The organism is Collinsella sp. HCP3S3_D1 (genome assembly GCF_052064015.1).
Classification (GTDB): Bacteria; Actinomycetota; Coriobacteriia; order Coriobacteriales; family Coriobacteriaceae; genus Collinsella.
In genome coordinates this window covers 25288-40695 of sequence record NZ_JBQHWK010000003.1, presented here as the reverse complement: position 1 = coordinate 40695, position 15408 = coordinate 25288, and the positions used below count along the sequence as shown (strand labels likewise).

The window sequence follows — 15408 nt, the reverse complement described above, 5'->3', positions numbered from 1 at the left end:
GGTTTGACGTATGACGACTTCTTATAAAACGATGGTGGTAAAGATCGGTTCGTCCACGGTGGTGGGCGCCGATGGCAAGGTCAACCGCGCCTTTATCGGCGGGCTTGCCGATCAGGCTGCTGCCCTGCGCAAACTCGGCTGGCGTCTGGTCGTGGTGAGTTCGGGCGCCATTGCCTGTGGCTATCCCGTGCTGGGCTTTGACCGCAAACCGGTCGGTGACCTGCCGAGCCTGCAGGCCTGCGCCTCGGCCGGTCAGTGCATCATCTCGTCGGCCTACGACGAGGAGTTCCATGCGCGCGACCTGCTCACCTCGCTCGTGCTGCTCACGCGTCACGACACGGCCCGTCGCACGTCCTATCTGCACGCGCGCGACGCGCTGCTGCGTCTGGTGGAACTGGGCGTGGTGCCGGTCGTTAACGAGAACGACACCGTTACCGTCGACGAGATCAAGTTTGGCGACAACGACACGCTGGCGGCGCTTGTGGGCTGCCTGGTTTCTGCCGACCTGTGCGTGACGCTCTCGGACATCGATGGCCTCTATACCGCCAATCCGCACGAGGACCCCACGGCCGAGTTCGTTCCGGTCGTGCATAAGATCGATGCCAAGATTATTGCCTCGGCGGGCGATTCTTCCACATCGGTTGGCACAGGCGGCATGATTACCAAGATCCGCGCGAGCCGCATCCTGATGACGGCGGGCATTCAGAGCGTGATTTGCTCGGGCGAGGAGCCCGATGCGCTCGTGCGCCTTGCCCGCGGCGAGAGCGTGGGTACGTTGTTCGATCCGCCGGCGGAGCGCCTGGACATTGCGCCCCGCAAGCTGTGGATTGCACTGGGCGACAAGGCGCATGGCTCGGTGACGGTCGATGACGGCGCCGCGAAGGCGCTGGTCAGCCGCGGTTCTTCCCTGCTTGCGGTGGGTATTCGCGAGGTCGATGGCACGTTTGCCGAGGGCGATGTGCTTGACGTGTGCGACCCGAGCGGCATGGTTGTCGCCCGCGGTATCGCCGAGGCCGATTCGGACGTGCTGGAGCTTGCAGCCGGACGCCGCCAGGACCAGATTGCCGGCAACCGCTTGCTGGCAGACTTGGCCGAGAAGCCCGCGATCCACCGAGACAACTTGATCGTCTTTGCATAAAGAAAGACAGCGCTGCGGATCGTTTCCCGCAGCGCTGTCTTTCTCGTGCCGGCACTTGGGGGCGTTTCTTATGTGCCGGCAGGTGGGGGCACTCCTATGCTAGAAGATCCGGCGCAGGTCTCCGCGGTTGAGGGCCTCGTCGAAGAGGTGCTTGAACACCATGCTGCCGTGCAGGCCGTCGTGCTCGAACTCGTTCGTCACCCAGGCATGTGAGTTGCCCACGCGGCTGAGCGTGTCGAGCTGCAGGCCCGAATCCACGTACATGTCGTCGAAATACACCGCGGCTTGGAGCGGCACCTCGTTGCAGGCCAGGCGCTTCGGGTCGTAGATCTTGTCCCAGCTGGTGTCTTCCATCAGCAGGTCCATGGCGGGCTTGAAGGGCTTGAGCTCGGGCATCTGCTCAAACATCCACGGGAACATGGCCTCGCCGGTAAACATGAGTGGGCGCGCGAGGGTGTCGAACTCGGCACGATGGGCCTTTTCCTCGGCGGCTGCCCAGCCAATGGGCATCGTGTCGCCATCGGCGTAGATGAACTCTTGCAGCGTCCAGTACAGCGGATTCGTGCGCGTGTTGGTGCGCTCGAAGGCGCGCATCAAAAAGCTGTCTGATACCGAGGAGCCGCAGTTCAGCGTACCGTCGCCATTAACAAACGCGTGGTCGATAATCCAGTGCATGCGCTCAAAGCTCGGCTTCATGCCAAAGTCGCTGCCCATGAGCTGCAGGCGCTCGACCGTCATCGGCGAGCCGTCGGGCAGCGCGGGCTTTTGCTCCTCGAGGGCATCTGCCAGGGCCGCCACGCGCTCGACGTCGGCGGGGTAGCGGTCGTAATACTGCTGAGTCTTGGCCGCCATACGCGGGAAGGTGTGCGCGTAGACCTCGCTGGCACTCGCCGGTACGTGCGGAATGCCGCCGCAGGTAAAGCTCGCCGCCACGCCCTCGGGGAAGAGCGACAGATAGCTCAACGTCAAAAAGCCGCCGTAGCTCTGGCCGAGCGTGACCCAGGGCTTGCCGCCAAAGCCCACCAGGCGCAGGTACTCAAAGTCGCGCACGATGGAGCTGGCGAGGTGGCGCTTGAGAAAATCCGCCTGCGAGCGGGCCGCATCGGAGCCTGCCGCCTCGGCGCGCTCACCCAGTGCGGCAATCGTGCGCCCGTCTACACAGCTGCTGCGCCCGGTACCGCGCTGGTCGGGCAGGACGACGCGGAAGTGCTTGACGGCCTCCTCGATCCAGCCGTCGCTTGTGGGCGACAGCGGACGCGGGCTCTCGCCGCCGGGGCCGCCCTGCAAAAAGAGGAGGAGTGGCAGGTCTTCGTTGATACGGTCGGGAGCGCAAACCACGCGGTAGAAAAGCTTGATGCTCTCGGGTGCGCCGGCGATGGGCGCCGGCATGGCGCCGCGGCGCATGGTGCTGCCGAAGGCCAAAAGCATCGGCTCCAGGCCGCGCCAATCCAAGGGGACGTCGATGCTGTGGTCCTCGACATAGAGGCCGGGGACGTGGTACGAAGTGATGAGGGCCATGCGGTACTTCCGTTCGTTGCGGTGTTTCGGGTTGACCAATTCTACCGCCATGCGCGAGGGCATGCACAAATCGGCTACCATGGTTGGCAAACTACTAAGAGAAAGGGCCGTCCATGTCGGTCGATATAGCCACGTATGTCCACGATCTTGCCGTTGCCGCCAAGGCAGCGTCGGCCTCGCTTGCCACGGCGAGCGACGAGCAGCGCCAGGAGGCCGTGCGCGCCATGGCCGCGGCGCTGCGCGATGGCGTCGATTCCATCGTCGCCGCCAACGAGCTCGATATGTCCGCTGCGCGCGATGCGGGCACCTCGGCGGGGCTCCTCGACCGTCTGCTGCTGACGCCCGAGCGCGTCGAGGGCATGGCCGCCGGCTTGGAGAAGCTCGCTGAGCTGCCCGATCCTGTCGGCCGCGTGCTCGACCACCGCGTACTTGCAAGTGGTGTGGACCTCACCCGCGTGAGCGTGCCGCTGGGCCTGGTCGCCATGGTCTATGAGGCGCGCCCCAACGTGACGGCCGATGCCGCGGGCATCTGCATCCGCACCGGCAACGCCTGCATTCTGCGCGGCGGTTCGCTGGCCTATCACTCGTGCGCCATGATTGCCGAACTGCTGGCCGATGCGCTCGAGGCCAAGGGTTTCCCGCGCGAGGCTATCTCGATGATCGAGTCCACCGACCGCGAGGCCACCGGCGAGCTCATGAAGCTTCGCGGCATCGTCGACGTGCTTATTCCGCGTGGCGGTGCGGGCCTGATCCAGCGCTGCGTGCGCGAGTCGCTTGTGCCGGTTATCGAGACGGGCACGGGCAACTGCCACATCTACGTGCATGAGTCGGCCGACTTTGATAAAGCGCTCAACATTATCGTTAATGCTAAGACCCAGCGCGTGGGTGTGTGCAACGCCGCCGAGTCGCTGCTTGTGGACCGCGCCGTGGCAGATTCGTTTTTGCCGGCGGTCGTGGCCGTGCTGCACGACCACGGCGTGCTGATTCACGGCGACGGGGCCGCGTGTGCCGCATGCGCCGCCGCCGGTCTTGCCGAGGGCGATGACTTTGTTGCCGCAACCGAGGAGGACTGGGGCCGCGAGTATCTGGCGCTCGAGATGAGCGTAAAGGTCGTGGCGAACGAGGACGAGGCCATCGTGCACATCAACCGCTATGGCACTATGCATTCCGAGGCCATCATCGCCGAGGACGCGGACGCCTGCGAGCGCTTTTTGGATGAGATCGATGCCTCGGCCGTGTATGCCAACGCCAGCACGCGCTTTACCGACGGCGGCGAGTTTGGCCTGGGCGCCGAGATCGGCATCTCGACCCAAAAGCTCCACGCCCGCGGCCCCTTTGCCGCCGAGGCCCTCACCACCTACAAATACAAGCTCCGCGGCACCGGCCAGGTCCGCCCCTAAACCTACCAAAAAGGGACAGGTTTATTTTGGCAGGTTTTATCTGCGGTTTTGCCGGGCGACGCGTTCGCCCGGCTTTTTTCTCCGTATGCCTTTTCTGCCTTTCAGCTTGAGCCGCGGCGATATACGATAGTGACATCGTGTCTTAGCACCGACTCACCTGGAGGTATTGCCATGTCCCAGACGCTTTCCGCCGGAATCACCCGCGACCGTGCGTTCGAATTGCTCAACGAGCACAACAAAGATCCGTTCCACATCACCCACGGCGAAACGGTCGAGGGCACCATGCGCTACTTTGCGCGCGAGTTTGACCCCGAGAACGAGGAGTTTTGGGGCATCGTCGGCCTGCTGCACGACCTAGATTGGGAGGAGCATGAGGACGACCCCGTGAACCACACCATCTATGCGGCCGAGATCCTCAAGGGCGAGGGCGCATCGCCCGAGCTCATCCGCGCCATCCAGACGCATACCTCGGACTTCAACACCTCGCTGCCCAAGCCCGAGCTGCAGATGGAAAAGATCCTGTTTGCCTGCGACGAACTTACCGGCCTGATTGGGGCTGCCGTGATCATGCGTCCGAGCAAGAGCGTCATGGACTTTACGACCAAGTCGCTCAAGAAGAAGTTCAAGGACAAGCGCTTTGCCGCCGGCTGCTCGCGCGACGTGATTACGCAGGGCGCCGAGATGCTGGGCTGGGAGCTCCCCGAGCTTTTCGACCGCACCATCGCGGCCATGCAGTCCTTCGCGCCCGACCGCGACACCTTCCAGGCCTAACCTGCCAAAAAGGGACAGGTTTATTTTGGCAGGTTTTATCTGGGAAGACGCTTCCGCTGGACGTTATTCAGCGGAAGCGTTTTCTGTTTAACATGGTGGCGCTTGCGAATGGCGGCGCCTCGCGGCAGGCAGCTGCGCTTCGCCGTACCCGTAACTCGGCAAACGCGACGCTAGGACGCGTTCTTGATAATCCATGTTCCGAGTCCTGTCAGCAGCTGAACCTGCTTAACGGTTAGCCCTTGTTTTCGAAGCGCGAGAATCGCCTCATTGCGAAGTGGCTTGGAGACAGATTTGAGTTCCGTCGGAGCACATCCTGCGACACTCTGCACGATTGCCGTGCCAAATTCGCATAGATCTTCCTCGCGAACCTTGGCTGTTGCGCTGGGGCGATAGGGAAGCGACGGCGCACTTTCCATGAGTTGAAGGTATGAGCGAGGTGTTGGGAATAAAACGCCGACAACGCTGCCGGTGACATGCGGCCGTGACCTGGCACTCATTAGATACTCGCGATGGCTGCTCCAGGGATATTCGTCGTATGCCGCCAGTCCTGCTTTTTGTGGATTCAGATGAATGTATCGAATTGCCTCAAGTAAATATGCTTCCGACTTAATGGGCGAATCCCAAAACCGCTCCTGAAACACGTGGCCGACATGCCCCGTCCGCGCATTGTACCTGCCCGCATACGATACGGCTACCGCGTGCATCGCGTCGCTTTTGCGGTCGTCCGGGTCGTCGATGAGCAGATGAATATGGTTTCCCATAAGGCACCAAGCGATAAGCTCGATATTGTGTTTGGGGAGGATTGCATCGAGGATCTGAAGCATGGCGATTCGGTCCTCGGCATCGTCAAACAGCAATTGCCCTCCGTTTCCACGCAACGTGACGTGGAAATAACCGGTTGGTGACTTTGAACGAGGTTTTCTCGGCATGGCCCCTCCTTTAGCTTGGATGGGCTGAAGATACCTCATTCGGAGGCTTCGGTTGTCGAGATTCAGTTTACCGACTATAGCTGCTACCTGCCGAAATGTTATTGCGTTTTCAAATTGATGCTTTTTAATGGTAATTGAGCAAGACGGGCGCGCTTGCTGTGGATGCGGGCGTTGGTTGCGTCGATCTGGACGGCCCTCGCGTGATGTCATCACAAATGGGCTTCACGCATTTTCGCGGCGATAGAAAAATGGCCGGGGCTTACAAACAAAACGGAGCACCCGACCATTTACCAATTGTTTGTTGACGTTTGGCCAGATAAAACCTGCCAAAATAAACCTGTCCCTTTTTGGCAGGTTAGTTGAGAGCGGCTTGGGCTAGGCGGGCTTCGGCGTCTTCCTCGGTGACGCCCAGGGCCACGGCAATCTCCTCGATGGAGCGGCGCTTGGCTTCCTTGAGTACGCGCATGTAGTAAGAGCTGGGTTTTTTATCTGCTTCCTCGGCCTGGCGAATACGGTGCATCATTGTTTTTGCCACGCGGACCGTCTCGGGCGCACCCAGCTTGAGCTGCTGCTTAAAGTGCGTCTCCTCGAGCGAGCTGTTGCGCTCGGTAAAGGTGTCGCATTCCAGCTCGTCGTAATGGCTCAGTAGATGCTCGGCATCTTGCTGGGAGATGGCGGCATGCAGACGGTCGGCCTGCGCCACGGGGTACATGAGGATCGTCTGCGCATGTCCCTGCTTGGTCTCGAGCAACAGCATGGGCTGCGGTGTGTCTTCCCTAAAACCGACGACGGTGCAGACTCCCTGACCCGGATGAATGACGTGTTGACCGATTGAGAACATGCTACCTCCAACTTATACGAATTTACGTATGTCTAGAATACCACGCTGACGTGCGCAAACCCTTACTTTATGCAGGAAAAGCACACAAATCCGATAGGTAAGAGTATTCGATATTCTGAGCTGCCCATGCAGATGTTTATGCATTTTCGGCGGGTGCACAACCAGCAGGCAGACCGCCATCTTTGAATGGCCTTGCGACAACTGTGGTCAATTATGTGCATATGCAATATCGATTGACTTTACCCTGCGACAGTAGTTACCGCTTGTGATAGAGTGCTGCAAACTCTGGCTTTTGCCCTACGAGTGACCAAGAGCTCGGGGGCTTTAACACAAGGAGGATCTATGCCCGAGAAGATTGAAGAGCTGGTACGCGCTGCGCTTGCTGCGGCCCAGGAGGCCGGCGACCTTTCCGCATTTGAACTTGACGATTGCGCTATCGAGCGACCGGCTGACACTTCTCATGGCGAGTGGACCTCCACCATGGCCCTGAAGTCCGCCAAGCTGGCTCACTGCGCCCCGCGCAAGATCGCCGAGGCCGTCGTTGCCCATATGCCCGAGGATCCCGCGATCGAGAAGGTCGAGATCGCCGGCCCTGGCTTCATCAACTTCTACCTCTCCGTCGCCGTCAAGAACGCCATCTTCGGCGAGGCTCGCGAGAAGGGCATGGACTTCGCTAAGTCCAACGTCGGCGGCGGCCTGAAGACCCAGGTCGAGTTTGTCTCCGCCAACCCCGTCGGCCCCATGCATATTGGCCATGGCCGTTGGGCCGCTCTGGGCGACTCCCTCTGCCGCGTTATGGACCATGCCGGTTACGATATCCAGCGTGAGTTCTATATCAACGACCACGGCTCTCAGATGAACACCTTCGGCAACTCCATCAGCACGCGCTATATGCAGCTTGCCGACATCATCGCCAAGCAGGGCGTGGATATCGACGAGGCTCACAAGCTGCTGATTGCCGACCGCGATGCCTTTGTTGCCGACGAGAACGACGAGCATCCCGAGACCCATCCGTATCAGGACAACTTTGCCGAGACTCTGGGCAAGGATTCCTACGGCGGCGACTACATCATCGACGAGGCCGCCGAGTTCTGGCGCACCGACGGTGACAAGTGGGTCGACGCCGATCCGCAGGAGCGCATGGAGAGCTTCCGCGAGCGCGGCTACGTAAAGATGGTCGACAACATGCGCGACCTTTGCCACGCCGTCAACTGCGACTTCGATCGTTGGTTCTCCGAGCGCTCACTGTATGTGAAGGACACCGAGGGCGAGACCGCCGGCACCTCCGCCGTCGACCGCGCTTTTGAGAAGCTCGACAAGATGGGCTACCTCTACACCAAGGACGGCGCTCTGTGGTTCCGCTCCACCGACCTGGGCGACGACAAGGACCGCGTCCTGATCAAGTCCGACGGCGAGTACACCTACTTCGCCTCCGACGTCGCCTATCACTGGGATAAGTTCCAGCGCGTCGACCACGTCATCGACATCTGGGGCGCCGACCACCATGGCTACATCGACCGCGTCCGCTGTGTCTGCGACGCTCTTGGCTATCCCGGCAAGTTCGAGGTTCTGCTGGGCCAGCTCGTCAACCTGCTGCGCAACGGCAAGCCCGTCCGTATGTCCAAGCGCAAGGGCACCATGGTGACCCTGCAGGAGCTTGTCGACGAGGTCGGTTCCGACGCCGCCCGTTACACGCTCATCTCCAAGAGCTCCAACCAGATGGTCGACTTCGATATCGAGGCCGTTAAGAAGCGTGATAACTCCAACCCGGTCTACTACGTGCAGTACGCTCACGCTCGTGTGTGCTCCATTCTGCGCCGTGCCGCTGACGTTACGCCCGAGCAGGCTGACGAGATGGGCATGAAGGCCGTCGCCGCCAAGGCCATCGGCGAGAACGTCGATTACTCGCTGCTGACCGACCCCACCGAGCTTGCCCTGTCGCGTAAGCTCAACGAGCTCACCGACCTCATCGCCAGCTGCGCTCGCGACCGCGCCCCGTTCCGTCTGACGCACTTTGCCGAGGAGCTCGCCGGCGACTTCCACAGCTTCTATGCTGCCTGCCAGGTGCTTCCGAGCGAGGGCCGTCCCGTCGATCCCGAGCTTTCGCGCGCCCGTCTGGCCGCTTGCGACGCCGTCCGCGTGACGCTCGCCCTGGTGCTCACTCTGGTTGGCGTTTCTGCACCCGAGCAGATGTAATCTACGGGTCGTTTGACCGTGTAGGTTTGGCTTTGCTGAGCCCTATAAGCCCGATCTCCATGCGGAGGTCGGGCTTTTTGCGTTTGGCGGGGCTTTTTGGCGTGTTGGAAAATGCTACAAAAACGCAACTATACCGGTTTACGGGGCTGAATCGCTGCCTGGCGACCATAGCAACAGCAGCGAAAATAAAATCGCAGGTAGACGGCTTGCCGAATATTAAAAATGCAGGGTATGGTTGGCTTACGCCGTTCTTGCACCGTAATCCGCGATCGTTTTGAAAACGACCCCTTGGGGACGGAGGAAAACGGATCATTTTTGTCCGGTGGGAGAGCAGTGCGAAACCGTCCGCCACGAAACGGGCTTATCTACTACGTTTAGTCGCATACCCCGAACCATGCCGAAAAGTACGATATTAAAACCGCAGGTAGCGGGCTTGCGATTTTAGGAAGATCGAGGGGATGGTCAGGGGTCGCGGGTCAAACGTAGTAGATAGGCGCGTTTCGTGGCGTGGCTGTTCCGGATGCCACGGCTTCACTCCTCTGGTGCGACAGAGGAAGCGCTTTTGAGGGAGAGTGTCCCTTTTGACCAGTTGTATAAGAACGTCCAATGACTAAGTTGCAGGTGGTGGCGGTTGTGTTACACTAACGCTGCGTATTTGACGTAATCATCTCGATACAGATCAATGATGTCCGTTGTGTTTTGAACGGAGCTAGACTGTTTAGCCGCCCTGAAGGTTTATGCAGGGAGCATGTGATCACAGGGCTTTAAAAGAAAGTTGAGCAAACACTGTGTCTGATCAACAGCAAGAAAATGAAATAAGCACGGCACAAACCACTCCCACTGCACCGGTTGCGTTGGACCAGATCGCGAAACCCGCACCGTCGCAGGCGTCGGTCCCCGAGACACACCAGAACGCTGCCTCGGCTTCGAGTGAGAACCCTGTTCCCGTCGCACCTGCTACCGGGGAGGAGGCTGCGCCCGTGAAGCCCAAGCGCACGCGTCGTGTGGCCAAGCCCGCTGCGGATGACGATGAGGCTGCAAAGCCCAAACGCCGCACCACGCGCACGACGCGTGCCAAGCGTCCGGTTTCCGCCGAGGTTTCGGCGCCGCTTTCAGATGAGGTTGCGCAGGCCCGCGCGCTTGCGCAGATCAGCGAAGCCCAGGTTGTTCGTGCTCGCCGTCGTGCCGCCGAGCGCGATGCTGCGGCTCTGACCGAACTCGCGGCTTCGTCCGCCCCCGAGGCGCCTTCGGCTCCGGCTCCCGAGCAGGTAGCAGAAAAGCCGGCTCCGCGCACGCGCCGTCGCACGGCGGCCAAGGTCCAGCAGGCTGCCGAGCAGGCTTCGTCCGATGCCGCCGAGACCCCGGTTCGCTCTGCGGCGGAGGAGGACGCTTCCTCTGCTGAGTCTGTCGTGCCTGCCGAGGCCGGCGGTGCATTTGTCGTCGATCCTGCTTTGCGCCCGCATCGCCGCGGCCGCAAGCCCAAGGCATTTGTCGAGGCGGAGAAGGCGGCCGCTGCCGCGGCTTCTGTCCAAGATGCCCCGGCGTTCGTCGAGCCTACAGCGGCTGCCGTGGTTTCGGCCGAGGGCGCTGATGTTCCTGAGGTCGCTGTTTCTGCCGCTGCCGAGTCTGCCGACGTTCGTCCCGGGCGCAGCCGTCACACCGTAGCCAAACGCCCAGCTAAGGCAGAGGCGAAGTCCGGCGCCGAATCTTCGGTAGCTGAGTCTACCGAGGCGAGTGTCGACACGACTCCCGAGACGGAGGGCGCCGATCGGTCGGCAGGCGAGAAGCCCAAGCGCACGCGCAAGAAATCTTCCAAGACCAAGTCTGCCGAACAGCAGGGGGATGCTGAGCAACAGCCCGAGTCCGACGCTAAGTCGGACGGCGAGACCCCGGTGACCGCCGATGCGCCCACGACGCCTGCCGTCGAGAGCGCTGAGGCCGAAGAGGGTTCCCGCCCCAACCGCCGTCAGCACAAGCGTAACGATGAGCGCAGCGAGCGCAAGGATGATCGCAACAACGACCGCCGCAGCCGTCAGCGCGACCGCAAACAGCGCAACAAGGAGCGTAACGCAGCTCCGACCGAGCCCACGCTTTCGCGCGAGGAGCTCGCGGCCATGAAGGTCGCCGAGCTGCGCGAGAAGGCCAAGGAGTTCGAGATCGAGACGACCGGCAAGAAGAAGGCCGAGCTCGTCGAAGAGATCTACACCACAGCCGCGAAGGCCGAGGGCTTCCGCGATATTAAGGGCATCCTGCAGATTCGCCCGGACAGCTCCGGCATCATCCATGCCCACGGCTACATGAAGTCCAATGACGACGCCTTCGTGCCCGCCTACCTCATCCGCTCCGCGCGTCTGCGCACGGGCGACGTGATCGAGGGTTCGCTTCGCCCCTCGCGCGGCGGCGACAAGCGTGCCGGTCTCGCCAAAATTACGACCGTCAACGGTCTTGATCCTGAGCAGGCCCGTAACCGCCCCAAGTTCGGCGATCTCACGCCGGTCTACCCCAATGAGCCGCTGCGCATGGAGCATGGCAAGGATTCCATTACCGGTCGCGCCATCGATATCGTGTCGCCGATCGGCAAGGGCCAGCGTGGCCTGATCGTGTCGCCGCCCAAGGCCGGTAAGACCACGATTCTCAAGAAGATCTGCCAGTCTATCTCGATCAACAATCCCGAAGTGCACCTCATCTGCCTGCTCGTCGACGAGCGCCCCGAAGAGGTCACCGATATGCAGCGCTCCATTGAGGGTGAGGTCGTGGCCTCCACCTTCGATATGCCCGCCGACAACCATACCCGCGTGGCCGAGCTCGTCATCGAGCGCGCCAAGCGCATCGTGGAGCTGGGCGGCGACGTCGTGGTGGTGCTCGACTCCATCACGCGTCTTGCCCGTGCGTACAACCTGGCGGCGCCCGCCTCGGGCCGCATCCTTTCGGGCGGCGTCGATTCGGCGGCCCTGTATCCGCCTAAACGCTTCCTGGGTGCTGCCCGCAATATCGAAAACGGCGGCTCACTCACCATCCTTGCTTCCGCCCTTATCGATACCGGCTCCAAGATGGACGAGGTCATCTTTGAGGAGTTCAAGGGCACCGGCAACATGGAGCTCAAGCTCGATCGCGATCTGGCCGACCGCCGCATCTTCCCGGCCATCGACCCCGTTGCCTCGGGCACGCGCAACGAAGACCTGCTGGTCGACGAGCAAATGCGCCCGTTTGTCTTTGGCCTGCGTCGCATCCTCGCCGGCATGAACAACACCGAGCGCGCGGCAGCGTCGTTTATCAAGGGCCTTAAGGGCACTAATACCAACCAGGAATTTTTGGTGCGTTCGGCCAAAAAGCACAGCGATTACGAGCAGATGTTCTAGTCCGTCCGCTGCACGCGACAGCAACCATAGACATGCCAGAAGGGCCGGGGTTTAGATCCTGGCCCTTTTCGTATAGCCGCTCGCCAACGATTATTGACCTCACGACCGGCAAGCAGCGATTTTCCCGTTTCAATTCCGCTTCGTCGCTTGCAATCCCCAAGGGGGTTTCGCATAATAGCAGTTAAGCTTCGCGACGGAAAACGCAGATGAAACGAACCTTATACCGTTGCTTTGGGGCATAGCCCCGCTTCATCTTCTCTCGCGCAGCCAACTGAATGATGCGATTTGGGTGCTGGAAGATGGGGAGAGCTCATGGCTTCTTCTGATGCAACACAACGAGCAGTCCTTGCCGGACTTTCCTGCGGGATCGGCCTTGCCGCACCCGTGGTCGTGTATGCCGCTACACTGCCGTTTTCGTCAATCAACGAGACGGTCGTCGCGGGTGCTGTTCCCTTTGCCGTGGGCGCAGTGGCCGGCGTGGGTATCTATGCCGCCTCGCTGGGTATCTCTGAGTATCGTGCGGAGCACGATGGCCGCCTGTTTGAGCCCGATGCCGTGGGCGGCGCCGCTCAGTTTAGTCGGACCTACAACGAGTTCAAGACCGCCTCTATTCCCGTTCAGCAGGAGGAGGCTGCTCCCCGGGCTGCTGCTCCTGTCACTTTGGACGAGCAGGGTCAATCCTCTTCGCTTATCTCCGGTCTGACCGGCGCGTTTCAGCGCCGTCATGCCGATGATGGCGTTCCGACCATCGCCCGTGCCGCCAACGCCATGGACGAGGCCGATGCCTGGGCTATGATCGATAGCATGCTCGACGACGATTCGCCGGTTAGCTGCGATCCCGCTCGCTCGCGCGATGTCTACCAGGTCGCAATCGACGAGCTCACAAACGGTGAAAAGACTGGCTCCTATAACCGCGACGACATCGCTGCTGCCGCACGTGCCGTCTCGGGCTCTCATGCCGCCCCTGCGGGCAGCACTGCAGCTTTCGTGGCGCTTGTGGCCAACGCTGCCAACAATGCCGCCTGTAACGGTGCTTCTTCGGCTGCGTACGACTCTGCCGCGGCGGCCGCTTCGACCGGCCAGCAGGGCGCGGCTCAGCCGGCTCCTGTCGCCGGCCCCTTTGCCGATGAGCCCCTGGTTGTCGACGAGGAGACCATCGCCGCTCGTCGTGCTGCCGAAAGCTCGCTTTGGGGCGCTTCGGCCCAAATGCAGGCCGCGGAGGCGGTGCCGTACAACGCCAAGCTCGCCAGCATGCCCATCATTTCCGATGCCAAGGGTGTGGATCTCACCGATTTGGACGAGCCCGCCGCCATCACTGCCTCTATCGATGCCCAGAATCGCGTGGATACCGACAGTCTCCCCGATGCCTCCCTCGAGGAAGATATCCCCATGGCCGATTATTCGGGCCACGAGGACATGTGGGCCGCCGCCATGGCGATCATGGCCGAGGTTGCCGAGCCCGCCCCCGCGCCGATGCCCACGCCTGCAGCCTCACCTGTCTCGGTTGCTCCCGTCTATGTCGGCCGCCACAGCTCCGTGTTTCCCGAGGATACCGCGCGTATCTCGCGCGAGAGTATCGAGCGCGCCGAGGCTATCGCCGCCGGCGTTATGGAAAACCGTCGCCATGAGCGTGTCAATCAGATCCTTGAGGAAGAGATCGAGCGCCTGCAGTCCTCTACCGCCAAGCGTACGGGCCGTGCCTATTTGAGTGTTATCGAGGGCGGTACCGCCAGTTTTACGCCGCTTCGTGCCGAGGCCTAGTTCTGCATGATTAAGATCGATCGTAAGTGGGCGGTTGCGGCCTGCGTCATGGTGTTGCTGATCTGGGGCAATTCACTGGTTCCCGGCACGGGGTCCGGCTCACTGAGCTTGGCGATCATGGAGGACGTCCGCGGGTTTTTGCATAGCTTGAGCCTGCCGTATGAATGGGTAACCAACTTTGTCGTCCGCAAGTGCGCACACTTTACCGAGTATATGGTGCTCGGTGTTTTGGTGACACATGCCTTTGATATCGAGGGTCGACGCACTTTTGACAGACTGCTTCCCACGGCGGTTTTTCTGTTGCTGGTCCCCTCAATCGACGAGACGATTCAGTTATTTGTGCCGGGGCGCGCCGGTATGATCACCGACGTGATGATTGACTGCTGCGGAGCAGCTACCGGCGTCGTGCTCCGATATCTCCTCCGATCGCTTGTATGCACCAGAAAGGCCGCCTAGGACGTTTTGCTTGGTCCTAGGCGGCCTTGTGCGTTTGGGGGCCCTGCAGGGCGCGATAGCGTTGTCTGCGCGTTATACGGGCCCGGTAATACCGTGTGTCGTTGGTGCACCCTTTACTGGAGCGCCTGTGCGCCAAGGGCCAGACAGCCCATGATGCCCTGCTTACCATCGAGGCTGTTGTTGACAATGTAGGTATCGATGTTGTTGACCTCGGGCGTGACGATATAGTCGTTGAGCATCTCGGCGCACTTTTTGCGGGCGAGCGGCACGATGGGGGTGTGGTCGGCCACGCCGCCGCCGATGATGATCTTTTGCGGCGCATAGCACAGCGTGTAGGTCATGAGCGCCTGTGCCAGGTAGCCTGCGAGCAGGTCCATGGCCTCCGGGTCATCGGCCATGTCTCCGGCGCTTTTGCCATCCCAGCGCTTTTTAATGCCGGGGCCTGCGATGAGGCCCTCGAGGCAGTTGTCGTGGAAGGGGCAGCCGCTGTGCTCGCCGATGGTGTCGCGCGGATCGCGCGTGACCAGGATGTGCCCTGCCTCGGGATGCATCATGCCGTGTACGAGCTGGCCGCCCGAGAGCACGCCGGCGCCCACACCGGTGCCGATGGTCAGATACGCCACGTCGGTGAGGCCCTGGGCGCAGCCAAAGGTGACCTCGCCCAGGCAGGCGACGTTGACGTCGGTGTCGTAGCCACAGGGAATATTGAGCTCGTTTTGGATGGTGCCCAGCAGGTCAAAGTAGCGCCATGCCGTCTTGGGCGTCTCCAAGATCTTGCCGTATTGGGGCGAGGCAGGGTTGACTGCGGTGGGGCCAAAGGCGCCGATGCCCAGCGCGGCGATGCCCTTGTTTGCAAACCATGCGTTGACGGCCTCAACGGTCTCCTGCGGGGTCGTGGTTGCGATCTGCTCACGCTCCAGAACCGTACCGTCTGCATAGCCCGTGGCACAGACCATCTTGGTGCCGCCGGCCTCGAGCGCTCCGATAAGCTGCTGCTCTGCCATAGTATTCCTCCCCCTGGGATGAGTTGTTCGGTGAC

Annotated in this window: 11 protein-coding genes; 7 read left to right on the top strand and 4 right to left on the bottom strand. The window is 61.3% G+C overall.

Translation table 11 applies throughout. From position 1 onward, the window contains the following. Positions 1 to 10: 10 nt before the first annotated feature. Positions 11 to 1138, top strand: a complete 1128-nt coding sequence (gene proB / locus ACTNDJ_RS01470; RefSeq protein WP_154518242.1) for a glutamate 5-kinase — start codon at positions 11 to 13, stop codon at positions 1136 to 1138. A 99-nt stretch (positions 1139 to 1237) separates the two neighbouring features. Here proB and ACTNDJ_RS01465 read toward each other — a convergent pair whose 3' ends face one another. Further along, positions 1238 to 2656 (bottom strand): alpha/beta fold hydrolase, encoded by a 1419-nt coding sequence (locus tag ACTNDJ_RS01465; protein WP_441083212.1) that lies wholly within the window; start codon positions 2654 to 2656, stop codon positions 1238 to 1240. A gap of 113 nt (positions 2657 to 2769) precedes the next feature. Between ACTNDJ_RS01465 and ACTNDJ_RS01460 the strand changes: the two genes are divergently transcribed. Both ACTNDJ_RS01460 and ACTNDJ_RS01455 read left to right on the top strand, forming a co-directional pair. Next, entirely contained in the window at positions 2770 to 4056 is a 1287-nt protein-coding gene (locus tag ACTNDJ_RS01460) for a glutamate-5-semialdehyde dehydrogenase (RefSeq protein WP_441083211.1), read from the top strand. Positions 4057 to 4227: 171 nt separating this feature from the next. Next, a complete protein-coding gene (locus ACTNDJ_RS01455) occupies positions 4228 to 4827 on the top strand; it encodes an HD domain-containing protein (protein WP_441083210.1) in 600 nt (199 codons plus the stop codon). Positions 4828 to 4997: 170 nt separating this feature from the next. Here the strand turns inward: ACTNDJ_RS01455 and ACTNDJ_RS01450 are convergent, their stop codons facing one another. Together ACTNDJ_RS01450 and ACTNDJ_RS01445 are read right to left on the bottom strand one after the other, a co-directional pair. After that, on the bottom strand, positions 4998 to 5756 hold the full coding sequence (locus ACTNDJ_RS01450) for a transposase (RefSeq protein WP_441083209.1): 759 nt from the start codon (positions 5754 to 5756) through the stop codon (positions 4998 to 5000). Positions 5757 to 6111: 355 nt separating this feature from the next. Further along, complete coding sequence (locus tag ACTNDJ_RS01445; RefSeq protein ID WP_154518254.1) at positions 6112 to 6597, bottom strand: CarD family transcriptional regulator; 486 nt, start codon at positions 6595 to 6597, stop codon at positions 6112 to 6114. Positions 6598 to 6939: 342 nt separating this feature from the next. Between ACTNDJ_RS01445 and argS the strand changes: the two genes are divergently transcribed. From argS to ACTNDJ_RS01425, 4 genes are all read left to right on the top strand, one after another. After that, positions 6940 to 8793: an arginine--tRNA ligase gene (gene argS / locus ACTNDJ_RS01440; protein WP_427796045.1), complete on the top strand. Its 1854-nt coding sequence runs from the start codon at positions 6940 to 6942 to the stop codon at positions 8791 to 8793. 980 nt (positions 8794 to 9773) lie between these two features. Next, positions 9774 to 12152: a transcription termination factor Rho gene (gene rho / locus ACTNDJ_RS01435; protein ID WP_441063068.1), complete on the top strand. Its 2379-nt coding sequence runs from the start codon at positions 9774 to 9776 to the stop codon at positions 12150 to 12152. A 312-nt stretch (positions 12153 to 12464) separates the two neighbouring features. Beyond that, the gene (locus ACTNDJ_RS01430) at positions 12465 to 13913 is read left to right on the top strand and encodes a hypothetical protein (RefSeq protein WP_441063069.1); all 1449 of its coding nucleotides are present in this window, start codon (positions 12465 to 12467) and stop codon (positions 13911 to 13913) included. 6 nt (positions 13914 to 13919) lie between these two features. After that, the gene (locus tag ACTNDJ_RS01425) at positions 13920 to 14369 is read left to right on the top strand and encodes a VanZ family protein (RefSeq protein WP_441063070.1); all 450 of its coding nucleotides are present in this window, start codon (positions 13920 to 13922) and stop codon (positions 14367 to 14369) included. A gap of 113 nt (positions 14370 to 14482) precedes the next feature. On the opposite strand, the gene ACTNDJ_RS01420 is transcribed toward ACTNDJ_RS01425, so the two are convergent. Continuing rightward, entirely contained in the window at positions 14483 to 15373 is an 891-nt protein-coding gene (locus tag ACTNDJ_RS01420; RefSeq protein ID WP_441063071.1) for an ROK family protein, read from the bottom strand. Between the last annotated feature and the right edge of the window lie 35 nt (positions 15374 to 15408).

What these genes read in the sequence shown, in the direction of transcription:
- proB (WP_154518242.1), top strand. Translation starts at nt 11, where the DNA reads ATGACGACTTCTTATAAAACGATGGTGGTAAAGATCGGTTCGTCCACG.
- ACTNDJ_RS01465 (WP_441083212.1), bottom strand. Translation starts at nt 2,656, where the DNA reads ATGGCCCTCATCACTTCGTACCACGTCCCCGGCCTCTATGTCGAGGAC.
- ACTNDJ_RS01460 (WP_441083211.1), top strand. Translation starts at nt 2,770, where the DNA reads ATGTCGGTCGATATAGCCACGTATGTCCACGATCTTGCCGTTGCCGCC.
- ACTNDJ_RS01455 (WP_441083210.1), top strand. Translation starts at nt 4,228, where the DNA reads ATGTCCCAGACGCTTTCCGCCGGAATCACCCGCGACCGTGCGTTCGAA.
- ACTNDJ_RS01450 (WP_441083209.1), bottom strand. Translation starts at nt 5,756, where the DNA reads ATGCCGAGAAAACCTCGTTCAAAGTCACCAACCGGTTATTTCCACGTC.
- ACTNDJ_RS01445 (WP_154518254.1), bottom strand. Translation starts at nt 6,597, where the DNA reads ATGTTCTCAATCGGTCAACACGTCATTCATCCGGGTCAGGGAGTCTGC.
- argS (WP_427796045.1), top strand. Translation starts at nt 6,940, where the DNA reads ATGCCCGAGAAGATTGAAGAGCTGGTACGCGCTGCGCTTGCTGCGGCC.
- ACTNDJ_RS01430 (WP_441063069.1), top strand. Translation starts at nt 12,465, where the DNA reads ATGGCTTCTTCTGATGCAACACAACGAGCAGTCCTTGCCGGACTTTCC.
- ACTNDJ_RS01425 (WP_441063070.1), top strand. Translation starts at nt 13,920, where the DNA reads ATGATTAAGATCGATCGTAAGTGGGCGGTTGCGGCCTGCGTCATGGTG.
- ACTNDJ_RS01420 (WP_441063071.1), bottom strand. Translation starts at nt 15,373, where the DNA reads ATGGCAGAGCAGCAGCTTATCGGAGCGCTCGAGGCCGGCGGCACCAAG.